At 38.7% G+C, this 24,274-nt stretch carries 26 protein-coding genes and 1 tRNA gene; 12 read left to right on the top strand and 15 right to left on the bottom strand.

Annotation, left to right across the window (positions count from 1 at the left end; all coding sequences use genetic code 11):
* From MP622_RS03375 to MP622_RS03355, 5 genes are all read left to right on the top strand, one after another.
* A complete protein-coding gene (locus MP622_RS03375) occupies window positions 1–441 on the top strand; it encodes a phage tail protein (RefSeq protein WP_243792495.1) in 441 nt (146 codons plus the stop codon).
* Entirely contained in the window at window positions 438–1,745 is a 1,308-nt protein-coding gene (locus MP622_RS03370; protein ID WP_243792494.1) for a contractile injection system protein, VgrG/Pvc8 family, read from the top strand. Before MP622_RS03375 ends, MP622_RS03370 begins: the two co-directional genes overlap by 4 nt.
* A gap of 141 nt (window positions 1,746–1,886) precedes the next feature.
* Window positions 1,887–2,162: an ogr/Delta-like zinc finger family protein gene (locus MP622_RS03365; protein ID WP_151503841.1), complete on the top strand. Its 276-nt coding sequence runs from the start codon at window positions 1,887–1,889 to the stop codon at window positions 2,160–2,162.
* Entirely contained in the window at window positions 2,155–2,355 is a 201-nt protein-coding gene (locus tag MP622_RS03360; protein ID WP_131321813.1) for a TraR/DksA C4-type zinc finger protein, read from the top strand. The genes MP622_RS03365 and MP622_RS03360 overlap by 8 nt, the downstream gene beginning before the upstream one ends.
* Window positions 2,352–2,513 (top strand): hypothetical protein, encoded by a 162-nt coding sequence (locus tag MP622_RS03355; RefSeq protein ID WP_243792492.1) that lies wholly within the window; start codon window positions 2,352–2,354, stop codon window positions 2,511–2,513. Before MP622_RS03360 ends, MP622_RS03355 begins: the two co-directional genes overlap by 4 nt.
* Before the next feature lie 471 nt (window positions 2,514–2,984).
* Here MP622_RS03355 and MP622_RS03350 read toward each other — a convergent pair whose 3' ends face one another.
* The 5 genes from MP622_RS03350 to MP622_RS03330 form a co-directional block, all read right to left on the bottom strand.
* Window positions 2,985–3,959 carry a hypothetical protein gene (locus MP622_RS03350; RefSeq protein WP_243792490.1) on the bottom strand — a complete coding sequence of 325 codons (975 nt, stop codon included), beginning with the start codon at window positions 3,957–3,959 and terminating at the stop codon, window positions 2,985–2,987.
* A 148-nt stretch (window positions 3,960–4,107) separates the two neighbouring features.
* Entirely contained in the window at window positions 4,108–4,851 is a 744-nt protein-coding gene (locus MP622_RS03345; RefSeq protein ID WP_243792488.1) for a hypothetical protein, read from the bottom strand.
* 3 nt (window positions 4,852–4,854) lie between these two features.
* The gene (locus tag MP622_RS03340; protein ID WP_243792486.1) at window positions 4,855–5,850 is read right to left on the bottom strand and encodes a hypothetical protein; all 996 of its coding nucleotides are present in this window, start codon (window positions 5,848–5,850) and stop codon (window positions 4,855–4,857) included.
* Window positions 5,851–5,923: 73 nt separating this feature from the next.
* The gene (locus MP622_RS03335) at window positions 5,924–7,270 is read right to left on the bottom strand and encodes a hypothetical protein (protein WP_243792484.1); all 1,347 of its coding nucleotides are present in this window, start codon (window positions 7,268–7,270) and stop codon (window positions 5,924–5,926) included.
* Window positions 7,271–7,388: 118 nt separating this feature from the next.
* Window positions 7,389–8,171, bottom strand: coding sequence for a hypothetical protein (locus MP622_RS03330; protein WP_243792483.1), 783 nt, complete (start codon window positions 8,169–8,171; stop codon window positions 7,389–7,391).
* A 311-nt stretch (window positions 8,172–8,482) separates the two neighbouring features.
* Here MP622_RS03330 and MP622_RS03325 point away from each other — a divergent pair, with 311 nt between their 5' ends.
* From MP622_RS03325 to MP622_RS03315, 3 genes are all read left to right on the top strand, one after another.
* Window positions 8,483–8,677: a hypothetical protein gene (locus MP622_RS03325; RefSeq protein WP_243792481.1), complete on the top strand. Its 195-nt coding sequence runs from the start codon at window positions 8,483–8,485 to the stop codon at window positions 8,675–8,677.
* A 2-nt stretch (window positions 8,678–8,679) separates the two neighbouring features.
* Entirely contained in the window at window positions 8,680–9,498 is an 819-nt protein-coding gene (locus tag MP622_RS03320; protein ID WP_243792480.1) for a Rha family transcriptional regulator, read from the top strand.
* 113 nt (window positions 9,499–9,611) lie between these two features.
* A complete protein-coding gene (locus tag MP622_RS03315; RefSeq protein WP_243792478.1) occupies window positions 9,612–9,827 on the top strand; it encodes a hypothetical protein in 216 nt (71 codons plus the stop codon).
* Between the two features lie 31 nt (window positions 9,828–9,858).
* On the opposite strand, the gene MP622_RS03310 is transcribed toward MP622_RS03315, so the two are convergent.
* Window positions 9,859–10,845: a hypothetical protein gene (locus MP622_RS03310; RefSeq protein ID WP_243792476.1), complete on the bottom strand. Its 987-nt coding sequence runs from the start codon at window positions 10,843–10,845 to the stop codon at window positions 9,859–9,861.
* A gap of 23 nt (window positions 10,846–10,868) precedes the next feature.
* On the bottom strand, window positions 10,869–11,213 hold the full coding sequence (locus MP622_RS03305; RefSeq protein ID WP_243792474.1) for a helix-turn-helix transcriptional regulator: 345 nt from the start codon (window positions 11,211–11,213) through the stop codon (window positions 10,869–10,871).
* Window positions 11,214–11,305: 92 nt separating this feature from the next.
* Here MP622_RS03305 and MP622_RS03300 point away from each other — a divergent pair, with 92 nt between their 5' ends.
* The 3 genes from MP622_RS03300 (at window position 11,306) to MP622_RS03290 (ending at window position 14,665) form a co-directional block, all read left to right on the top strand.
* A complete protein-coding gene (locus tag MP622_RS03300; RefSeq protein WP_243792472.1) occupies window positions 11,306–11,497 on the top strand; it encodes a DCL family protein in 192 nt (63 codons plus the stop codon).
* A gap of 93 nt (window positions 11,498–11,590) precedes the next feature.
* Complete coding sequence (locus MP622_RS03295; protein WP_243792470.1) at window positions 11,591–14,311, top strand: toprim domain-containing protein; 2,721 nt, start codon at window positions 11,591–11,593, stop codon at window positions 14,309–14,311.
* Window positions 14,312–14,386: 75 nt separating this feature from the next.
* Window positions 14,387–14,665, top strand: a complete 279-nt coding sequence (locus tag MP622_RS03290) for an HTH domain-containing protein (protein WP_044738563.1) — start codon at window positions 14,387–14,389, stop codon at window positions 14,663–14,665.
* 33 nt (window positions 14,666–14,698) lie between these two features.
* Here the strand turns inward: MP622_RS03290 and MP622_RS03285 are convergent, their stop codons facing one another.
* The 8 genes from MP622_RS03285 to efp form a co-directional block, all read right to left on the bottom strand.
* Window positions 14,699–15,724 carry a site-specific integrase gene (locus tag MP622_RS03285; RefSeq protein WP_044738564.1) on the bottom strand — a complete coding sequence of 342 codons (1,026 nt, stop codon included), beginning with the start codon at window positions 15,722–15,724 and terminating at the stop codon, window positions 14,699–14,701.
* 144 nt (window positions 15,725–15,868) lie between these two features.
* Window positions 15,869–15,945 (bottom strand) — tRNA-Val (locus MP622_RS03280).
* Between the two features lie 28 nt (window positions 15,946–15,973).
* The gene (locus MP622_RS03275) at window positions 15,974–18,001 is read right to left on the bottom strand and encodes a DUF3488 and transglutaminase-like domain-containing protein (RefSeq protein WP_243792468.1); all 2,028 of its coding nucleotides are present in this window, start codon (window positions 17,999–18,001) and stop codon (window positions 15,974–15,976) included.
* Between the two features lie 3 nt (window positions 18,002–18,004).
* On the bottom strand, window positions 18,005–18,931 hold the full coding sequence (locus MP622_RS03270; RefSeq protein WP_044740301.1) for a DUF58 domain-containing protein: 927 nt from the start codon (window positions 18,929–18,931) through the stop codon (window positions 18,005–18,007).
* The gene (locus MP622_RS03265) at window positions 18,931–19,926 is read right to left on the bottom strand and encodes an AAA family ATPase (protein WP_243792466.1); all 996 of its coding nucleotides are present in this window, start codon (window positions 19,924–19,926) and stop codon (window positions 18,931–18,933) included. Before MP622_RS03265 ends, MP622_RS03270 begins: the two co-directional genes overlap by 1 nt.
* A 50-nt stretch (window positions 19,927–19,976) precedes the next feature.
* Complete coding sequence (locus MP622_RS03260; RefSeq protein WP_116759280.1) at window positions 19,977–20,279, bottom strand: YbdD/YjiX family protein; 303 nt, start codon at window positions 20,277–20,279, stop codon at window positions 19,977–19,979.
* A 46-nt stretch (window positions 20,280–20,325) separates the two neighbouring features.
* Window positions 20,326–22,425 (bottom strand): carbon starvation CstA family protein, encoded by a 2,100-nt coding sequence (locus MP622_RS03255; protein WP_044740298.1) that lies wholly within the window; start codon window positions 22,423–22,425, stop codon window positions 20,326–20,328.
* A gap of 170 nt (window positions 22,426–22,595) precedes the next feature.
* Entirely contained in the window at window positions 22,596–23,165 is a 570-nt protein-coding gene (gene efp, locus MP622_RS03250; RefSeq protein ID WP_016166692.1) for an elongation factor P, read from the bottom strand.
* A 90-nt stretch (window positions 23,166–23,255) separates the two neighbouring features.
* On the opposite strand from efp, the gene epmB reads away from it, so the two are divergent.
* The gene (gene epmB / locus MP622_RS03245) at window positions 23,256–24,272 is read left to right on the top strand and encodes an EF-P beta-lysylation protein EpmB (RefSeq protein WP_151503825.1); all 1,017 of its coding nucleotides are present in this window, start codon (window positions 23,256–23,258) and stop codon (window positions 24,270–24,272) included.
* Window positions 24,273–24,274 lie beyond the last annotated feature (2 nt).

Below are 24,274 nucleotides of genomic sequence, written 5' to 3'. Positions count from 1 at the left end.
ATGATGATGGCTTTAGGATTATTTGTATTTGAACTTTCTACCGTTTCCTATCAGGATCTACAACGTACGACCGCTTGGCGGCACCCAAGCAATAACCGTGTCGGGAATACCCCTGCGTATCAGTTCACAGGGAAAGATGAAGAAACCATTAACTTATCTGGAGGCATCTATCCTGAAATTACGGGCTATCAAAACTCGTTGGATATGCTGCGTAATATGGGCGACACAGGCAAGCAATACATTCTGATTGAAGGCACAGGCAAAATTTACGGTCTGGTGGTCATTAAAGAAGTTCAGGAAACTCGTTCCAACTTTTTTCATAATGGTGGTACCCGAAAAATCACCTTCAGTGTTTCGCTGACCATCACAGAAGATACCACCAAGAAATTGATTGGTCCTACAGGTCAGGCATTGTTGAGTTTAGGAGGCTTATTCCTATGAGCCTCCTTCCATCAAATACAACGCCCTATTCAAACTTGAGCAACTACCCGCATGCCATTTACCGCATTACTGTAAATGACATTGATATTTCATCTACTCTTGCTTCACGCCTGATTGGGCTAACCTTGCAAGACAACCGAGGCATGGTGGCCGACAGTGTTGATCTGACTTTAGATGACAGTGACCATGCGTTAGAAATTCCTTCCGTCGGTGCTGAAATGAAAGTCTGGCTCGGTTGGTCAGATACAGGTTTAGTCTATAAAGGTGCTTATCTGGTCACAGGTGGTTCACACTCTGGTGCACCCGATGTACTCAGAATTTCGGCAGAAAGTACTGACCTTGCCGAAGCCTTTCGTCAAAAGCGAGAACGTTCTTTCCATCAACAAACAGTCGGCGAAATATTTCAGGCATTGGCGTTTGAATATGGTTTAAAGGTATTGGTACATGCCAGTTTAAGCAGCCGTTTGGTATCACACATCGACCAGAACGATTCCGATGCCAACATCATGACCCGCATAGCCGATGAACACGATGCCATTGCCACAGTCAAAAATAACACCCTGCTTCTACTGCCGATTGGTGAAGCTCAAACCAGTTCAGGATTAAGTCTGCCCGCAGTTGAATTGGTCAGAACTGATGGTGACCAGCACAGCTACGCTTACGGTCAAAGTCACGACAAAGTGGAATGTGTGAAAGCCTATTATCACAAACCTCAAAAGGGTGAAAAACTCTATGTCATTGTGGGCAGCCATACCGACACCCCCAAAGAGATCCGCTTTATTCATCGGGATAAAAAAACTGCTGAACTAGCAGCTTTGGCAGAGTTAAAACGCTGTAAACGTGCAGAGCTTTCGCTGTCTTATACCTTGGCAAAAGGTCGACCAGATTTACTCCCGGAACAAGAGTTTTCTTTTGTGGGTTTAAAGGCACAAATTGATGAAATTGTTTGGCTCGGCAAAACCATTACCCATGATTTAAATGAGTCTTCTGGCTATACCACTCGCATAGAGCTTGAGGTGCAATTGCCCAATGCAGATGATGTGTCTGTGTTGTTTGATGACACCACTAAAATTGAGCAAGAGAAAAAAACTAAGACCCATTCAGGGCAAAGAAAGGCGAAAAACTATAAGACTTATACAGGCGTGAAAACTTGGTACTCGGCAAAACCTAAACCACAGGTCTTAACTGTGGGAGATCAAAGTCAGCCCTTAATTTTGGTGCGAACTTATAAATCTAAAAAAACCGCGCAAGTGGCAGTGAAACGTGAATGGGCACGTATTCAAAAAGCCAAAGGTGCGACATAAAAAAAGCTGCCAGTTGTTCACAGGCAGCTATAAAGAGGGTCTATTTAAAATAACGTTATTTAATACATTTATCAATATAAAAGCACTATATTTAATACTTTTATTATACAATTAAAAATATAAACCTATAAAAGGTACTTCATGGCAAATACAAGAAATCAGAACACCTGTCCGCATTGCGGTTTTAAAGTCATCATCCGTCATTCTCACATTGAAAATGCTCTTTTAAAAACCCTGTACGGTCAGTGTCAAAACCTAGAGTGTGGTTGGACTGGTCGGGCGCATATGGAGTGGGCTGCCACTATTTCCCCTTCTGCGATGCCTAACCCTGAAGTCATGCTTCCCCTTGCCCCATGTGCTATTGCTAAATCAGTCGTTAGCCATGATCCACGTCAACTTCGGAGTCGTCATGGCTGACATTATTGATATCGCGCAACAACGCCAGTTAGAACAAGTTCAGATTCAACCCAAAGATTATTCAAAGCCTTCTCTTACCGAGTGTGAAGAATGCGGCAATGACATTCCACCAGAGCGTCAAAAGTATGGTGCTGTGACTTTATGTGTGGCTTGCCAGAGTAATTTAGAACTGAAACGGAGTTTATACCGATGATGCCTTTTGCAGTGCTGTTCATTGTTTTGTTTGTGGTGGCTTTGCTGGTTTTATGGATGATGCTGGATTACCAGTACATTCGTATGCAAAGCATGTTGAAACAGGAATATAGCGTAATTGAGCGTTTGACAGTAAAGGTTAAAGTCAAGGAGGTGTAAATGTGGCTTTATCCTTTTTTAATGGGGACGTTAATCGGCTGTATTTCTGTCAGTATTTTTTTCTTATATTTCATTAGTTAAATCGTATTTCACTTAGCAAATCACATTCAAAAATAAAAATCTCAATTTGTAGCATCCCCTCTTACAAATTGAAGTCCGTGAAAAATGCTTCTTTCAAAAATAGACTCATCAGACAAAACAAAACCCCAAAGATTCAGAGTCTTTGAGGTTTCTGTATTCAATCCCTACACGACTAAGGATCAAATCCTGTCTGAAAGTATAGCATTAATCATCAAAAGTTTAGAGGTAATCATGGAAAAATATGGCTACTGGAAAGTTAGTATTCTCATTTTATTGTGCATGATCATCTGGCGATGTTCGTATATTATTGCAGCACTAAAATTATGGTTTTAACTGCCATAAGCATTCTTAATGTTCATTTAAAAGCTCGTTTTCGAGCTTTTACATGGTTTACTTTTTAGCAACATCTGCAACAGACTTAGCAGCTTCTGAACTAGCTTTAAGAATTTCTGATGCTGCTTTTAAATTATTTAATAAAGCCTCATTGATATGAAAATCTTCATTTTCAACTCTTGTAACACCAAAATACTTCGATATAAGTGATAACTTTACTTCTTCAATCTTTTCGTCTGATACACCTTTTAAATAAGGTCCCATAGCTTTTAACTCTAAAGCTGTAGACTGCTCAATCTGTGCCATCTTTCTATGTTGAGATGAACGCTTAATAAAATAAGTACAGAGCGCAACAACAATACCAGTCATAAAAATTTTGGAGACAATAAAAAAAATTATTGACTGTGTATTCATAAGTGTTTCTAATGACTGATATTTTTCAAACGACGCATACGTAAAAATACCTGCACCAATTAGAACTGCAATAAAGAGGAGTTCAAAAAAAATTGCTAAATTAAAATTATTCTTACTACTCGTGTTATAAATATTATAAGCCTCTAAATTTCCTTCAAAAATTTGGGCTGCTGTATAGTTTTCAATTTTACTGCGTAACACACTCACTTCATCATCAATCATCTTCTTAGCTGACATTTTTTGACTAATAAAGTTTGATGCAAAAATTTTATATTCATCTAGCCAACCCATAACATTAGTAGGTATCCATTTATCTCCATAAATAAATTTTCCATCTTTACCAAACTTTAATTTTCTAATATGGTAAACGGATAATGAATCTAATTTCTCAGAGATATATTGATCTAATACTTCATCTATTAAATTTTTATTATCTTGCAAAAACCTATAAAAGTCTTGGATAGTTCTCGCACAACTATCCATTCCTGACTTGAACTCAATTTTATCATTTTCAGAATAGTCATCAGGAAAAATAACTTTTCCATCAAGAAATAACTGATAAAAACCTTTAAATTCAGTTAAAATTTGGTCCATCCTAATTTGAGAATTTAATGTCATCTTAATTCTTAAACCCTAATAAAGTCGTTTCCAAAGATTTCTCTAATTTATTTAGCATCCACTAAGCCCTTCTCTTGCCCATTAATTTATCTTATTCCACCCAAAACAAATGCAAATACATTATGCAAAAGGTAATGTATCAACCCTTTTAAGCAGCTTCGTCTAAAGCATTTCTTTTACTTTTATCTTTGTTAATTTTTTCTAGTTTTAAAAAATTCTGTGCAGCTTCTGGCTTTAAAAAGCCCCAAAGTACATACAAAGAAAATATGAAAACCGCGATAAAAAAGAGAAACACTACAGTGAATACACTACTTGAAATTGCTGGGGCCTGTTCTTTGTAAAGGACAGGAAGAAGTATCATTAAAATTAAAGGGCTTGCCCCAAATATATTAATAAGAATGTACCAAAATGTACCCCATAAAGAATCAGACTTTAATTTCTTCTCAGTATACTTAGGCTTTAATTTGTATAGATTGGTTTCTTCATCCTTTTCAAGATAATCTTTTCCTATTTTAAACAGCTTTACCGCTTTTACTCGGTCACGACACGACATAATAAGTGATAGCAAATCTAAATCTTTATTTTTGATATTTAGATAATTCTCAAGCTTTGAAACCTTAACGTGGTACTCCAACTCACTAGCATATTCTTTTAAAAACTCATCTTCTAAAAGCTTTTCATGCTCAGTAATTTGTTCGTTACGCTTTTTTCTTCTGTGGTCTGAATAGTCTCGTATTCCTGCGACCACACCAGATTTAGCAATGAAATAAGTAGATGCCACTAACGATGCAATAACGATCAAAGCATAGATAAGTTCTAGGCCATAATTTTGTTCTAAAATTTTTAGGAATACTTGGGTCGCATCTAAGTCACTATTCAAATTAACCGCCATACTCTACCCCTTCGCCTTCAACACATCAGTCGCAGCCTTCACCATTTCAGTTGTGCTTTTCATTTGGTCAGAGATCAGGTTACTCATGTCCTTATGAGCTGCGCCATCTATTTCACGTCCGAAGTATTTCAGCGCAAGTTCTTTACGTACTGAAGCGGCTTCTTCAGTTGGAATACTTTCCATGAAACTTGGATAGGCTTGTAGCTCTACTTGAGTTTGGTAGTTTTGGTCGGCAAGGCGTTGATAGTGAGCAGATTGTTTTAAGAAATAAGTAATTAAGGTAATACCTACAGCAAGGATTGAAAGTTTTAGGACCCAAAACTCGATATTTCCTAAATATTCATTTGTGACTAACCAATTTTTAACAAACAAACCTAATAGAGAAAGCCCAACAGTAATTCCTATTGCTATAAAAAAATACCTTCTATAATCATTTTCTAAACTACGATATTTTATTACTGCCTGATCATAAAAGTTTTCAGTTTTGGCATTATCAGAAATTGCTCGTGTACGCCTAAAAGCTCTTATTTCTTCATCAATTTGATTAGCTGCAGTTTTCAAATAATCGAAAACCAAATCATCAAATGTTTTTTTTATAATTTGAAAATTTAAAAAACTGCCATATATAAAGTTAACTATTTCATTAATTTGATATGACTGGGATTCATCTAATTTAAAATCATGATCCCAAAAATCATGTACCAAACTAACTTCTTCACTTTTAACTTCAATTGTTTTTACAATGTCTTCTAATCTTTTTACAAAACCATCAATATGCACCAAAAGAGACAATTCATTTGATACATTAAAATCATCCAAAAGGATTCTAATTTTTTCAAACTTAGAAGATATATCTTTATATTTCTCATTTCTATCCAAATATAAAAAAAGCTTACTATTTGAAATTATATCCAAACGAATAATTAAATCATTTCGTAATTTCTGAAATTGAGCATTTTGTTCCAAAAGGGCTTCTGCTCCTAAAGCGATATTTGACATTTTAGCACTCACCCCAAAACCCCTCCCAAATCTTATAAAAATCTACAAAACAAAATCTAGTCAAAGAGACCTATCAAGCCTCTTCCTTCTTATCTTTTTCAGCCGAACTTTTATCATCTTTAGCAGGTTCATCTTTTTTAGAATTACCCAATGCCCCATTCGCATGATCCATAGCTTTCATAACTACTGCGCTGACATTTGTTGGGAAGTCTTTAAATTTCTCACCAGCAACATCAATCATGCCTGCATCTTTACCAAAGTAATCAGGCACAAGGTCTTTATGAATTTGTTTACGATCGTCAGGTTCTAATTGGTTAATGAAAGGACGTAACGAGCTTAACTTTAGCTTCATGCTTTCACTGTGACGCCAGTGAATATATGCTCTGTATGCAATTCGGCTTGTATAAATAACAGTAGAAAATAATAAGAATGAAAGAACCAATCTAAAACCAAGATAGATTTCTGCATATCTAGCTGTTTGGGCTAAGGCTTTTAGTTTTACTGGATCTGTTTCTTGGACATATGTTTCAAAGTAACCATTTAAACCAGACCAAGCCAAACATATAGATACAACAATAATCACAATACTAAGTATGGTTGCTGCCCAATAAGTCAACATTTCCCAAAAGGCTTTTTTTGCATAGTGCTTTGAAACTTCCTTTTCAGTTTCATGACTCACAATACTTTTATATGACTCTAAATCCCCAAATAATTCGACAAGTTCGGTCTTACTTTTGGCTAGATCTGTTTTAATTTTTTCAATTTGTTGAGTAATATTTTGTTCTGTACTCGCCTGTAAATTACTAATTTCTAGCTGTAAATTGGCTAAAGTCTCAGAACCTTTTGCACTTATTTCTCGATGTATTTGATTTATTCTGCCTTCACCTGTAACCAATAAATCATCGATTCTACTGTATAATGCTTCCATTCTAGCATTTAAATCATTTATTTTATGATTAATAGTTTCAGAATCATCATTAACATAAGAACCATTATTTAAATCTTTATTTTCAACAAAGTCGTGGATTTTTCTACGAATAGCTTTTACATCAATATCAAATTCATTATTGTAATTATGAAACTTTTCAGGACCCTCACAAAAATCAAGCATTGCCTCAAATAAAACCATCAAATTATTTTTAATTTTTACATTTAAATATTCATCATTTAAATGATTTATAAGTGTATCGAACCTATTTACAAAAGTCACCTCAACAATATTATTGGCGTAAAAGTACCTATCTAATTTTAGAATAAAATCATATAGTCCAAAAAATATACCTTCAAGATCTTTAAATTCTTTACTACCAATTGGATAAATTGGATTTCCAACAAAGATAAGATCATAAGAAATATTTAAACTTATAGCTAAACTGTCACAAACTTTAAGATTTTCAATATCAGATGGTCTAAACAACATTTCTATTCTCTTTATTTTTATTGATTAAAATCAATCAGTACTGAATGAATTTTAAATTCTGTAACTAACATTTTACTCACCCCAAAACCCTCTCAAAACTATAAACATTTAAAAAATTTCAATCTTCAAAAGCATCATCAACTTCTGGATAATTTTTAACTAAATGATCACGAACAGACTTAGACGTACTAAACACATCACCCGTCCAGTTATCTCTTAATTCAATTACACGCTCAGACTTAAAAGTTCGTTCACCTTCTGCCGTATCTGCGACAAAATACCAGCGATTATTTCCCCACTCTTTTTGCACACCAGTTACATCAATGAATCTTGTAGTTACTTTCCCAAATCTATCTTTATAATCAAGCTCATATCGATATAAAGCCGATAAATCTACACCTGAACGTTCTTTAACTTCATGATGGAATTCATCTTCATCATCACTATCAAATTTTGGAATTTCATTCCAAGGCTGATAACTTGGACTACTTGGTGAAACATAAAGTGTCGGCTCTTTATAACTTGGAAGCTCAGGTACTTTTTCAGGTACGCTTTCAGGAATATTTTGAGGTTTAGCTTGCACACTTACCTTATTATTTTTATAAATATTAAATTTTTTCTTGCTTCCATATCTAAGAAAAAAGAACGCAGCAACCATACCAATCAAATATAGAATCGCATCTACATCACTGTCTTTTGGCATAGTTTGCTTAGGTACTGCTATACAAAGCATAATGAAGATGATTAATGTAATTACAAACCAATATAAGAGAATATTTCCTCGTGATAGTTGCTGATGATTAATAGTCAAAAAGAAATGTTTTGGTTTAATTAGATAATAAAATAATGAAAAAATAAAAATAGAAAAAACACCCACAATAAAGTCAGCTAGATATAGCACTTTCCCACCCAATTCATAATTTTTTATAAAGTATTGACTCCCTTATAGTATCTAAGCTACTCTAAATTTACCACAGCAAAATCTGTGGTCAGGCCTAGGAAACCTGCATAATCTAACAGGCGTAAAAAAGTCCGCCCATGCGGCTATTTTTTTGCGTAAAATTCGGCTACGCCTTTTTTGGTAGGCTGGATGAGGCAGCTTCGCGCTGGCCGTTACTGTTAGAACGGTTTTCCTAGCCTTGTTCAGTCTGCCACCATTACCCTAGGAAAGTGATGGTGTCAGGTTTAAAACTTGACTAACAGGACAAGCCAATGAAAACATTCGCTTCTACGCATTCGTGCACGCAAAATAAAGTACAAGAACACACCCCCATCTACGATCTAAACGCGTACCTCCTACGCCAAAGAAAACTCAAACACCAAAAACTGCTCAAGAACTTTGTCGAAGCCACTGTATTTATAAGCATAGCTGCCATGACCTTCTCCATTCTATTTTGGGGAGCATAATCATGAACGAACTTATCGACATCGAACATGCGGTCTATATACAAAACGACCTCATCAAAACCGACAGCTTAAAAGTTGCCGAATACTTTGGTAAGCACCATAAAAACGTTCTACAGAAAATTGAAAACCTAGAATGTTCACCTGAATTCACGTGGGCTAACTTTTCAGCCCACGTGCAACCTATTCAGGCTGGAGCTGTCACCCGCGATTCCAAATATTATGAAATGACCAAAGACGGCTTTATCTTTTTAGTTATGGGTTTTACTGGCGCAAAATCAGCCCAAATAAAAGAAGCCTACATCCAAGCCTTCAACCACATGGCAACCCAACTGCAAAACCAACACATTTGTGGGGACGAACTAAAAACAGGCGCCATCGTCCAACTGGTGTCGGGCGGCCCACAACTTAGCGTTAGCCAACTTCTGACTAATGCTCAAGGCATTATCGAAACTGCCGAAGTCCTTTGGTTTCATCAGCACAAACTACAAAAGGAAACTGTACCTATCGCTTGCCTGTGTGCGTTGGGAGCATCGCCAGTGCTGCAAAACATCTGGTCGCTCATTTACGACTACGGCATAGACCAACTCAACCACAGTGCAAAGCCCAACACCATTGCGCTAAACCTCAGCCAACTGCTTGCCTGCATTCCAACTTTGCCACCCAAAAAGCAACTTATACAGCAGCTAAAAACCAGTACTGCGCCATTCCCCCAGTGTATAGACCACTCTGTCGCTGTGCGTAGCACCATTGACCGTTCACTGTACCGATGCTTCGTATTCCAAAGTAGAGCAAAGCCACACAGCGCCTTGCTTATGCAGTAAACTTGAATTGGTTACATATTCATGTTGTAGTGCGACACTACAGGTCGCACTACGCTATATTTCGGTACAGATTTTTTAGAAAATAAACCCATGATCAATAGACAGGGGGAGCAATGCATTCAACAATCGAAATTAACAGCCATAAAGATATGACTGCCGAACAAATACTGGAAGAAATTCAATATCCACTTGAAAACTTAGAACACTTCCTTTACGCCATGACCAAAATGAAAATTGATGACACTTTAAAAGATGAAGAGTTTACAGCCATCATTAATACCCTTCACTATCAGGTCGAACAGATCTCTAAAGCGGTACGGAACAAATAAACAAAAACCTCAGCTTAGGCTGGGGTTTTTGTTATTTAAGAAGGTCACCATTCTTAAATAAAGAAGGATCAACTTTGAAATGCTTAATAAATCGTATTAATCTTTCTTTTTTCTCTCTTTCTTCAATCAAATCTCTACTCAGAATTTTTAACTTTAAATCTAATAGTGAAGTATCTTTAAAGCATTCCAAATACTCATCATTACTACTACTTATTACTAACAACAACAGAGCTTTTTTTTCACCATAATACATAGAATTTCTAATTACGCTGAAATAAAAAGATTTTTCTTCTTCATTAAGAATTTCTTCATGCTTTACGTAATTGATTAATGACTTATAGTTTTTAAAACTAGAATAGAAACCATTAGATCTCGTATTTTTCGTTTTATCAGTAACAAAATTACGTAAAACCTTTCTGACATCTTCTTTGGTGAGGGATTCAATTCTATGATGATTTTTCTCTAAAAATTCCGTAAATGTATCTGATAATTCACTGAATATTTTTACAGAATCCCAAGTTTCACTCTTAACTTTAATTAGGCCAATTTTTTCAAATTGAGGAAATTTTATACTATTTATAATCTCTCTATTTTGTTCCAACAAACTATAAAACATATTCTTAAATGAATCTTTCTGCATCACCTTTGAAACTCTATATTGCAAAATAGCTGTATAAGCGATTACTCCAAGAGTTAATGATGTGAATAAAGTGTTCAAACTTCCGTAAATATCACCTAGAGGCCCTAGATCTGTCAATTGAAGGGTGCCTGTGACGACCCCTTTAGAATTTTTTATGGTCTCAGGAATCCCCCACAAATTTATTGCTACAAATTTAAAAGCTAATGGCAAGAAAAAATATAATATTAATGCTAATAAGATTATGGCCACTATGACAGCAGGTACAAAATATTTTTTAACTTTCTCTTTAAAGCTTTCAGGAAGATTTGGTATAACCCATCTAAAAACAACAAAACAGATGAAAAAACCTAAAAAACAACCAATTAAAATGTTTAGCATACTCAGTTCTTTATAAATGAAGATTAATTTTTAAATTGATTTGAATAAGTCTCAACAAGTGAAACCAATCCCCCACGCATTTCTTCACGCGTCTGTCTGTACAGCTCTAGCAGCTTCAGTTCTTCATCAGAAAGCTCACCACTTTTTACAGGTTGTTTGCCCCACAAAATAAACGGAATGTTAAAGCCGTGGTCTTCCAGCTTGTCCAAATAGTCCGTGTTCAAAGGCTCGTTATGCTTCTCAAAACGCCCAACCGAGTTCTTTTTTACCCCAAGTATTTCTGCAAGTTCGTCCTGAGTCTGTATCCCCAAACGCTTCCGTTCTGCTTTTAAACGACCACCACGAGTCAATAAATCATCATTTTTCATACTTTTTCCTAAAAAAGCACTTGTAAAACACCATATTTAGTACTAAATTTAGAAACACTAAGTATCTAAGTACGATTAATGGTGATTTTCGCATGACTTCAACAAACATTCAAACAAAACCAAAGCACACAGAACTAACCCAAGTACGTTGGACTAAAAAACAGCTCAAAGCCCTAAAGAAAATCGCATTCGAGAAAGACACTAAAATTGCCATCTATATCCGTGATTTTATGGTCAAGCACCATCCCGAACTGCAAGACACCCCAAACGACACGCAATTGTAATCAAAGCAGTTTTTATGCACATCGTATTGCTACAAAAAAGTAAAAAAGTACACAAACTCATACAGTTAAGTCGTTAAATTTTAGTGGGTCTACATGTCAAATATTAACGTTCTCATCGACGAAAAAATAAATCAGCTCTTCAGCTTTAAGCGTGTTGGAGACTGGTATCGTCAGGGAATTTGCCCCAACTGTGGCAAGAAGGAACTCTACACGCACGCAGTCAATCCGCGTGTGGTCAAATGCGCCCGCCTCAACAAATGCGGCTATGAAGAACACGTCAAAGAAATCTGTGAAGACCTATTCAAAGACTGGTCTAAAGACTTTCCACGCACCAAAGAAAACCCACATGCCGCAGCAGACGCTTACCTGCTTCATGCTCGTGGTTTAGACCCAAACCTGCTCAAAGGTTTATACACCCAAGAACTCTTCAGAAATGACCTCAAATACCCAAACGAAGTTACCGCAACCGTCCGTTTTAAACTGGCAGATGGCATTTATTGGGAACGCTTTATCGACCGACCAGAACGTTTTGGTCGTCAAAAAGCAAACTTCATAGGCAAATACGAAGGTCACGCTTGGACTTTAGACAAGCTCGATGCCTTGTGTAATGCACCTTCTATCTGGATTACTGAGGGCATTTTTAATGCTATTGCGCTGAGTTTTAGCAAACAGCCCAGCATTGCGACCCTTTCAACCTCTAACTATCCAAGCATTATCCTCAAGCAAATTGCCGAACGTTGTATCGAACTCAAAAAAGACCGTCCGCGTCTACGTTGGGCATTCGACAACGACAAAGCAGGCAGAAAGGCCATCAAGAAGTTTCACCTTCGTGCCTTACAGGAAAAATGGGACTCTACCGCAGCCCTGCCATCAGGTACTTTGGACTGGAATGACCTTTACCAACGAGACCAACTTCATTCCGAATACCGCGACCAGTACAAACACTATGGTGAACTGCTTATCGCCGAATCTCCAGAGCAAGCAGGTTTGCTCATTTACAACTATAAGGATGCCCGTAGAAAAACCTTCTGGTTTAACCACAACTTTCGCTTGTACTGGTTCAACCTTGACATGGACAAATACACCAAAGAACTGGAACGCATAGAAGCAGATCCAGAGCGTGATTTACTACTCGATAACCAAAAGCGTGAACTGGCTTTACAGCAATGTGCTGCCGTTTCCGAAATCTGTAATCGTCAGCTCAACCCACTGTATTTTCAGCGCAATGAAATTACCGATGAGTCCTGGTACTACTTCCAAATTTTAGACTCAGAAAAGGAAATGAAAGCCACCTTTACTGCGGACCAAATCTCGGCAAAAGGAAAGTTTGCCCCACGCCTGTTGTCGGTTCAGGTTGGTGCATGGTGGACAGGCAATGACCATCAGCTTTTAACCTTCATGAAAAATCAAACCGAGCGTTTACGTGAAGTCAAAACCATCGACTTTATTGGCTACAGCAAAGAATTTAAGGCTTACATTTTTAACCAACATGCCGTCTACAAAGGGCAAGTCATCGACATTAATGACCATGACTTCTACAAAGTTGGTCGTATTGAATTAAAGACCTTGGCAAACAGCCCAAATGTTCAGCTCAATCCAAAATCCACCTTTCAACCGACATGGTGGAAAGACTTTTACCGTGTCCGTGGCGCAAAAGGACTTATCGCCCTGGCGTGGTGGACAGGCTCATACTTCGCCGAGCAAATCCGCGCTATGCACAGCTCTTTCCCTTTTATCGAAATTGTCGGGGAAGCAGGTGCAGGTAAATCACGCCTTATCGAATTTATGTGGAAGCTCTCAGGTCGACCAGACTATGAAGGTTTCGATGCCAACAAATCCACCAATGTCGCGGTGTACCGTAATTTCGCCCAAATCTCTAACTTGCCTGTCGTACTTATTGAGGGTGACCGCAACGACCAAAACGGCAATGCCGTAGGTAAACCCAAGTTTTCATGGGATGAACTGAAAGATGCCTACAACGGTCGTGCCATTCGCTCTAAAGGCTTAAAAACCGCAGGCAATGAAACCTATGAGCCGCCATTTCGTGGTGCCATCATGATTAGCCAAAACACCGCTATTCAGGCATCCGAAGCGATTCTGACCCGTACTTTACACCTCTATTTCGACCGTAAAGGACAGTCACTCGAAACCAAACGCATAGTCGATGAACTCGACCGCATGAACATTGAAGATGCCTGCACCTACATGACCCATTGCCTGCGTCATGAAACTGCATTTCTTCAAACCTATGCAGAAAAACTCGAACAGATTGAAAAAGAGTTCCATAACAACGGCATTACCCATACCCGTATTGCCCTCTGCCATGCACAGGTTTCAGCCCTGATTGATGCCTTGGCAAAGCACGTTTTACACGATGTTTTAGACCTTGAAGATGTCTGCGCCGCCAAAGACATGCTATTCGACATGGCACATGAACGCGTTAAACAGCTCAATGGAGATCATCCACTGGTAGAACAGTTCTGGGACGTTTACGAATACCTCAATTCAAGCCGTTCTAGCGACTTCTCAATTAACCATTTCGAGCATGATGCGCACCAAATTGCCATCAACCTAAACGAAGTCTACAAAGTTGCAGCCAAAAACTATCAGCAGCTCCCAGACATTAAAGAAATGAAGAACCTTTTAACCTCTAGCCGACGCTATAAGTTTGTCGATAAAAGCCGAGTCGTGAAAAGCCACCGCTACCCTGCGGACGAAGTCAAAAACGCACTGGAAGACCGAACCCTGCGCGAACACACCGTTCGCTGTTGGATATTCCAAAATCCTGCCATTTCAGGAACACCCAACTCATGAAAATACAAAACAACAGTAAATATAGAAACTTAACTCATGCACAATTCAGAACAGTGGTACACAAGGGAGGCATAAATGGCTGAGTACGTGATTACGGTTGAAGCAGACCGAGCACCTGAAATTTTACTGGGTCAAAAACTCTTTGGTGGCAAAGTCACAGCCCTAAATTTAGGTAAACGTAAACTCGTATCTGCCTCAGAACTTGCCGAAAAATATGGCTTATCCAACACCACAGTCCGAACCAAACTGGCAACCATTAACCAGGGAACTTGTGGCAAACATTTATATGACCCTGAACTGGCAGATGCCATGCTGTCCAAAACCTCCCGCACCCACAGACGCAGAAAGGAATAAGAAAAACCAATTAATCACCCGCCTAGCGCGGGTTTAATTATGCCTGTTAAACGCTTCCACCAAATCATCCGCATTGGGGTTGTAGTAAGTATTCACCAACACATCAATTTTCTTATGTCCAGTAATCTTGGCCAACACTTCTACAGGCAATTTTCTAACCCGAACCATCCGCGTAATGGCTTCATGTCGGGTATCGTGAAAATGCAGACCACTTAAACCCACCGCTTCCTTTCGTCTTTCCCACATTAACCGAAACGCATTTTCAGACTGCGGAATCACCTTTTTACCATCATGCTTAATCAAATCCAACAATGCCCGCGCTTCTTCAGTCAAAGGTACATTGCGAGGCTCACCATTCTTGGTTTTCGGCAGGTGAATATGATGCTCATGCACATCTTTCTTTTGTAGCGTAATTAATTCACCCCGACGTACAGCCGTTTCCAAAGCAAACAAAAATCCCCATGCGACATAATGCTGTGGCAAAACTGGAGTTTCCCCCACTTCATAATCCAACGCTTTCAGCATTAACTCAATTTCAGACTTATGAATACGACGCGATCGCGCTTTTGGCTTCTTCGGCTTGGTAATCAGCATCCATGGGTTTTCATCGATTAGAAACAGCTCTTTTTGTGCATAAGTAAAAATAGCACTATAAAAAGAGATCTCTTTTAAAACCGTATTCGCCCCAACCTCTCCAGATCGGCGGTTGCGCCAGTTGGTCAGTTGCTTTGGAGTAATGTCATGCACAGACGTACCCGACAGAAAACCAAATTTTTCATCAAATATACCAAGCTGACCTTTAATCCAACTGCGGGAACTTTTAGACTCTTTATATTGGCCAACATGCTCGTAGTAGTGATCGACCAACTCTCTAAACGAAAATTTAGGCTTAATCCCTTGCTCTTCTTCTCTGGTAGCAATTTTGGACTCTAATATTTTTTTCGCAGCCCACTGTTCACATTCTCGACTGGTGTCACGGGTGCAAGATACACGTTTTCCATCAATTTGAAGCTGAATACGGTAAACATCGCCTCTTTTAACGGGCTTTGGCATTTTCATTGGTGCAATTCTTGGTGCATTTCTGGGGAAGTTTATTAATTATTTCTACTATTTTTTAAAATATCTAGGCAAAACAACAAAACTCAAACCATAAAAAAAGGGCTTACAAGTCGTTGAAATTGCTTGTAAACCCTTATTTTGTCTTGGTAGGCATATCCAGACTCGAACTGGAGACCTCTACGATGTCAACGTAGCGCTCTAACCAACTGAGCTATACGCCTATATGTCACGCATAATATTCAGTTTTTTTCACTTAGACAAGATCTTTCTTTTATTTTTCAATACAAACGTGCAAGTTTTAAGCATTTCAGCAAATTGTTCAATCTCTTGCTCACTATGCTTCGGTGCATACATAATCTTTCGGTGTAAATGTGCGATATTTTCAAAGATCTGGATATCATCCATTTCTATTTCATCACTAAGGCGGTGCATCCAAACAGTGATTGTTTCAGACTCCTGCTTACGTAAATCATGCTGTAATTTTTTAGAAAACCGCCAAAGTAAACGATCAATTTCAGAGATATTTTTCCATTTTAGATAAACGATAAAAAGAAAATACCCTGCTAAAAGAGATAAAACACTCAAGACCAATACCATAACCATTGCATAGGTTGAACGAATACCTAAACGAGTTAACCAGCTTTGTTGTGATTCGGCATTATAGCCAACTACCTTACTTTGCCATTGATAGCTTGCATAATCACTCCAAATACGCATTTTTTTTAGTAAAGCATACTGCTGATAACTCACATTAAACCTTTCTGCTCCCCAAACATTTTGCTCAGCATCCATATAGTTTTGCATCCCTGAGTCTATGCGCTGTGGTACAATAATCGCTGTCGGATCAATCCTCATCCATTTACCATGCAACTTTACTTCTGTCCACGCATGAGCATCGAGTTGTCTAAGTTCCCAACTTTTACCATCGGGTGCTAAATCTCCTCCCTGATATCCCACGACAATACGTGCTGGCAGTCCCACATATCGCATCAATAAAGCAAAACTTGATGCATAATGTTCACAGAAACCTTGCTTCGATTGAAAAAGAAAATCATCAATACGGTTCTGTCCCAGTAATCCTGGCTGTAGGGTATATGCAAAATGTTGGTGCTTATACCAATCAATAACATGATGGATATATCGTTCTGGATCATGACCCGCTTGTTCAAATAATTGCTGTGCTAATTTTTGTGCGCGAAGATCCAAATGCGCTGGGTATTTAGTGGTACTTTTTCTAGTAGTTGGATCCTCTTTAACAAAATCAGCAAGAGTGCTTTTTCCTAACCACTGTAAATCTATCGGTTCATTCAACTGTACAGCGCGATTTGGCACGATACTGCCATCTTTTTTTAAGAAATATTGAGGATTATTCGGGATCGATTGATCCAGCCCCATGACCCAACTGCTCTGCGGATCCGCTGCTAAATATCGATATTTAAACTGCACGTGCTGAACCAGTCGTGTCTGATTTTCAGAGTTATAATTTTGCTGATTAAATGGGCTACTGGTCCACGTTTGACCATCATAGTGATCGAGTACCATCGCTCGCCAATACAGCTCTGAACGTGGTGGTAGCTTCGACATATCCCCCAAAATACGGAATGCTAAAGCACTGGATTGAGATAATTCTGCAATATCTCCTGGAGACATGCGATCACTCATGCCTGTAACGGCTTTATTTTCAGGAAGGGGGATATGCCATAACGGCGGTAAGCGTGGAAAAAATAAGAACAGCAACACAAAAAAAGGTAGCGCGAGGCCTATGAACTTTGCAACATGTTTTAAATCCTGCTTAAACCCACCTGTTATGCTCTCTTGATGCTGAAAACCTGCGGTTTGAAGCCGATATAACCCCATAAAACAACTAACTAAACAGGCAAGTACGATACTTGCCATCCAGATGGACTGGCTAAATAAAAATGAACTCGCAGCCACGAATAAAGCAAAATTAAAAATAATAATGACATCACGCGTATTTTTAATTTCTAAGGCTTTTGCAAAAAGAAACGTGGTTAATATAGCAACTCCAGCCTCAACGCCAATAAAGGTGCCATAGCTAAAATAAATGCTCGCAAGTGCTGCGAGTACCCCCAAAGCTGTCCACAATTTTGAAAAAGCGTGTAATTCACTTTGTCTAAAATGAATATATAGCGTTGTAATCGCAGTCAGTAGAAGTGCCGAAAGCATTATTGGCAAATATGCAGCTTGCGCTATCAAAATTAAACTTAAGCTTAATAAAATGGTTAATTTGACCGAAGAGCTAAGTGTATTTTTCATTATTTAAGCCTGTGCCAGCAACCGTTTAGCTTGTAGCATTTGTTGCTCCCCAAGCCCTTTGACCAGTTCAGCATGTGGTAGAAGTAAACGATAAGCATATTGCTGTTGCTCACATTGTTCGACCAGCCCCATCATCAAACTCAACTTTTCTTCATGATCTGTACTCGGCATATGTAGATAATCAATATCTATGCTATGTAAATCATCATGTTGCTCAAAAACTTTCACATAAAGCCCTTGTCCTCGCGCCACCTGCTTCCAAGAAACAGCTTGGATAGAATCACCTTGTCGAAAATCGCGTAACTCTCGAAATTCATCCAAATCTAATTCCTGTGCTTGTCGTGAATACTGCTGTTGCATTATTGAATATTGAGCATGAGGTGCAATCCAAGATTGCCCTTTTAAATACATATAAGTCCATGCCCGAACTAATCCAAAAGGATAGACTGAAAAAAGCTTGATTGTAGGATATTCAAATGCTCCACGTTTATTTGCTTTGAGTTCAATTACATAGCAATATCGAAGATCTGCAAACATGATCCGATGTATCTGCGTATCAACACTCATCCATAAATAACGTGCTTGAGGTTGAGACTGTTTAAAGTAGAGCTCTAAGCTTAAAGGCTGCCCCACTTGCCCCAGTTCCGTATAGGAAACTTCAATCTGCAAACCATGCAATTGCTTAAAGGTAAGATAAAAACTAATACATAAAATGGCACTAATCAGAAAACAAAAACCAAGAATTAAATTATTGGCATAATTTACCCCCGCAATAAAGGTAATTAAAATCAATACCAGATATAAGTAACCTTGCTGATACATAAAAACCAACACATCTTTTTGCGTCAATGCTTTCTGTTGCTCAAAACTAAATCTTTTTTTTGTCCATTTCGACCACAATGACTGAATCAACGTAAATTTCCTTGCCATTAACTGATCGGAATCTGTCGCATAAGCTGTGCAGTTTCACTTTCACTAAGACCTATTCGATGTGCCGTAACCGCAACAAAAACAGCTTGGACATCATCCGCAGTGACGAAACTACGCTGTTCGATTAAAGCATGTGCTTGTGCTGCTTTTTTTAATGCCAATAGCCCGCGTGTTGATAAACCGTGACGCCCTTTACGGCTTTCTTGCGCCAAATCTAGAAGATAATCCATGACAACATCGCCCACATAAACCTGCTGCACCAAATGTTGTAATTGCAATATCTCATCTTGCTGAAAGACTTGTGCCAAAGTTGAAATTAAAACTTGTCTTGAATCTTGCTGTAATAATAATTTTTCTGCTGAGCGCGAAGGATAGCCCAGAGACAACCGCATTAAGAAGCGATCTAGCTGAGATTCAGGTAAGGCGTATGTTCCACTCTGAAATAGCGGGTTTTGTGTTGCAATCACCCAAAACGGTTGCGGTAAGGCATAACGAATCCCATCGACAGTAACCGCACCCTCCTCCATCGCCTCTAATAAAGCACTTTGCGTTTTCGGGCTACAACGATTGATTTCATCAGCCAAAAGAATTTGAGTAAAAATTGGACCGTGTTTAAACTCAAACATATGCTCTTTTTGATTAAACATATTGACGCCAATCACATCACTCGCCAACATATCATTGGTAAACTGAATACGTTGAAATTGCAGACCTGCAATATGTGCCAAAGCACTTGAAAGCGTGGTTTTTCCTAAACCAGGTAAATCTTCAAAAAGTACATGTCCACCTGCCAACAAACAGCTTAGCGCCAACTTGGTTTGTTGTTCTTTATCTAAAATAATCTGGTTAATTTGAGTCAAAAAAGTCTGAACTTTACTGGCATAGGCTTGAATTTTGGCATCTATTTTTCGTGTGTCTTCTGCTAAGTGTTGCTCTTCTTTCTGTTTTGCCCAAATCACAAATGTTCCCCAATAAAAACGGTGCATGATTAACATACACCGTTTTCAACTTTTTCCAAAGGAATCAGTGACTTTCTAAATGTCCATCAACACGGACATTTCTTTAAATTACCACCAGCCGTCGGATAACGTGAATCTATACAATGACGATAAAAGGTTTTTGCATCCATTGGCGTTAAATCAGGATGGTGCTTTTTCATATGCTCCACATAATTTTCATAATCTGGAACACCAACCATCAACCGAAAGCTTTGCTGTAAACCCTGCCACAATGTTGCAATTCTTGACCAATTTTTTGGCGAAAAAATTAAGCCTTTTTGCGACATGATGGTCATCTTGATGATTTTATAAATCACCGTTTTACCACCTTTGGCAAATCTAAGATTCATCTTACTCACCTCACCTTATGTACTTGTAAAGTCATATCGCAAAATATTAATGTGACTTAGAAATTGTGACTTCTTCAGGATCTGCATACACAGCTGGTGCTTCATTGACTGTTGGCACTGGGCTTGCCAATGCACGACGAATTACACCAATCGCAGCAAAGATCATCACTACCGCTACAATCATAAAGAATGCACAAAGTGCAGCATTAATTTGATTCGACAACACAATCGTTTGCATTTCTTCAAATGTTTTCGCTGGTTTTAAAATTTCACCCTTCGCAATAGCAGCTGAGAATCTATCTGCTTGCGCCAAGAAACCAATTTTTGGATTTTCATGGAAGATTTTTTGCCAACCTGCCGTCATACAAGTAATGATTAAGAAAACTGTCGGGATAATGGTGACCCAAACATATTTCTCTTTCTTCATTTTAAACAGAATGACTGTACCCAAGATCAACGCCATAGCCGCCAACATTTGGTTACCAATACCAAATAACGGCCATAAACTGTTAATACCACCGAGCGGATCAACAACGCCTTGATAAACGAAGAAACCCCATCCTGCGACAGCAACTGCTGTCCCAACCATGTTTCCAAAAAAATTGTGTGTGTTTTTAAGTGAAGGAACCACAATACCTACAGTATCTTGCACCATAAAACGACATGCACGTGTACCAGCATCGACCGCAGTTAAAATAAACAATGCTTCGAATAGAATCGCAAAGTGATACCAGAATGCCATCATCGAACGGTTATTAAAAATTTCCGTAATGATGTGTGCCATACCAATTGCAAACGTTGGCGCACCACCTGTACGTGAAAGAATGGTCGTTTCACCCACCTCTTTTGCAAGCAAACTTAACGTTTCAGGGGTTACAACAAAACCTAAATTTCGTACTGCCTCTGCTGCGGATTCTACAGTCGTCCCAAGAACAGCAGCAGGTGCATTAATTGCAAAATACACCCCTGGCTCAAGCACAGTCGCACAAATCATTGCCATAATCGCAACAAATGATTCCATTAACATTCCACCATAACCAATCACACGAATATTGACTTCGTTATCGATCAATTTAGGCGTTGTTCCTGAAGATACTAAAGCATGGAAACCTGAGATTGCACCACAAGCAATGGTAATGAAAAGAAATGGGAACATAGAACCTGCAAATACAGGACCAGTTCCATCAACAAAATGCGTCACAGAAGGCATTTTCAACATCGGCATTGCAACCATAATTCCGACTGCAAGTCCTGCAATGACCCCGATTTTTAAGAATGTAGATAAATAATCACGCGGTGCTAACAATAACCACACAGGTAAAACAGATGCGACAAAACCATAAATAATCAAACACCACGTTAACTGTACGCCTGTTAAAGTAAAAAATGGCCCCCAGTATGGATCTGCAGCAACATTACCGCCATAGACAATTGCCGCCATCATCAATACAAAACCAATGATGGAAACCTCTGCGATCTTACCTGGACGTAAGTAACGCATGTAAATGCCCATGAACAACGCAATCGGTATTGTTGCAGCAATAGTGAATACACCCCAAGGACTATGTGCAAGTGCTTTGACCACCACCAAAGCCAATACAGCCAAAATAATGATCATTACGCCCAGCGCGCCAAGCATGACCACAATACCAGCAAATGAACCCAACTCCTGCTTTGCCATTTCACCCAGTGATCGTCCATCACGACGGGTTGAAATAAACAAGACTAAGAAGTCTTGAACAGCCCCAGCAAGAACAACACCCACCAACAGCCAAATTGTACCAGGCAAATATCCCATTTGCGCTGCTAGAATCGGCCCGACTAAAGGACCTGCACCCGCAATCGCCGCGAAATGATGACCAAAAAGTACATATTTATTGGTCGGTACATAGTCCAGACCATCATTTAAACGATGAGCTGGGGTTAAGCGTCTTGGATTCAGTTCAAAAACTTTGGTTGCAATAAATAAACTATAAAAACGATAAGCAATGCTGTATACACAGATAGCAGCTAAAACTAGCCAAACTGCGTTAACATGCTCGCCTCGACTAACCGCTAATATTCCAAAAGATACCGCGCCTATAATCGCGACTAAACTCCAGATCAATTTGGAAGGGAGTGTAGATTTTCGTTGAATCGTATCCATTCATGACCTCATTTAAGATTCATTAAGCAGTTTGATTTTCTTGTTCGCGTTATATCTGCCGAATTCCTTGTCGACTTTACTCCTTCTACTTTAGTCTGCCTCTACGACTTTGGCATAAAAAAAGGGATGATTTTTCATCATCCCTTCGATAATAGTCTATTTTTAAACTATTATGCACGTTCTAAATAGTCACCCGTACGAGTGTCCACACGAACGCTTTCTTCTTGCTGCACGAATAATGGAACACGTACTACAGCACCTGTTTCCAATTTCGCTGGTTTACCACCACCGCCAGAAGTATCACCACGAACACCTGGATCAGTTTCAACGATTTTTAACACCACGAAATTCGGTGCACTTACATTTAATGGCACGCCATTGAATAACATAATCGTGCAAAGTTCATTTGAATCGTCTTTTAACCATTTTGCAGCGTCGCCCATTGCTGTTTTATCAGCCGCGATTTGCTCAAAAGTTACAGGATCCATAAAGTTCCATAGTTCACCATCGTTGTACAAGTAGTTCATTTCTACTTCTACAATGTCTGCACCTTCAAGAGAATCACCAGACTTAAATGTTTTTTCTAAAACTTTACCTGTTTTAAGGTTACGTAATTTAACACGGTTAAATGCTTGACCCTTACCAGGTTTTACGTATTCGTTTTCCATGATTGAACATGGGTTACCATCAAGCATAACCTTAAGGCCTTGCTTGAAATCATTTGTAGAATAATTGGCCATGACTGGCACACTCCAAACTTGCTAACTTAAAATCTGTTAATGCTAGAATAGTCTATTAATGCTAGACTAGCACTATTTTTAACACGTGGCATGATAAACTATTTGTATCAAGAGCAAAACTGGCAAACTCAACTGAGTAACTTAATTACAGACCCTTTAGAGTTGCTTGAGACGCTCCAGTTATCACCAGACCAATTATTATCAGGGGCAATCTTGGCTTCTGAACAGTTCAAATTGCGTGTTCCACGTGCGTTCGTCGGAAAAATGAACATCGGTGATGCCTTAGACCCACTTTTATTGCAAGTCCTTCCTCACCATTTAGAATTAAATGAGCATCCTGAATTTGTGACTGATCCTTTAGGTGAGGAACAAGCCAATCAGCAACCTGGCGTATTACATAAATATAAATCGCGTTTTTTGCTCACTTTAACAGGCGCATGTGCAGTACATTGCCGTTATTGTTTTCGCCGACATTTTCCTTATCAGGAAAACTTGCCTAAAAATGATGATTGGATCAATATTCGTGCTTATATCGAAAGTCAGCCTGATGTAAACGAAGTAATTTTAAGTGGTGGTGACCCGCTTACTCTCTCGAATCGTAAATTAAAATTATGGCTGGAACGTCTAGAATCTGTCCCACAAATTAAATTTTTGAGAATTCATTCACGAGTTCCTATTGTAATCCCCAACCGTGTCGATGAAGAGCTCGTTTCTTTATTAAAAAACAGTAGGCTACGCATAATTCTGGTGGTACACTCAAACCATGCAGCAGAATTAGATGATTTTACCTGCGCCAAACTTGAGACATTGGTTCAGAATCAAATCACCGTTTTAAATCAGTCAGTGTTATTAAATGGGGTTAATAATTCTGCACAAGTTTTAGTCGATCTAAGTTATCGACTATTTGAAGCTGGCGTGATGCCTTACTATCTGCATGTTCTTGACAAAGTCAAAGGTGCGCAGCATTTTGATTTGGCTTCAAATGAAATCGATGAAATTTATAAAGAGGTTTTAGCAAGCTTACCAGGTTATTTGGTACCTAAACTTGTCAGGGAAATTGCGGGCGAAAAAAACAAAACACCGCTTTTTGGAGTTTCAACTTTCTGAGT

It is taken from the genome of Acinetobacter sp. PK01 (assembly GCF_022819285.1).
In the GTDB taxonomy this organism is placed as follows: Bacteria; Pseudomonadota; Gammaproteobacteria; order Pseudomonadales; family Moraxellaceae; genus Acinetobacter; species Acinetobacter tandoii.
This window is presented reverse-complemented; position numbering and strand designations above follow the sequence as displayed.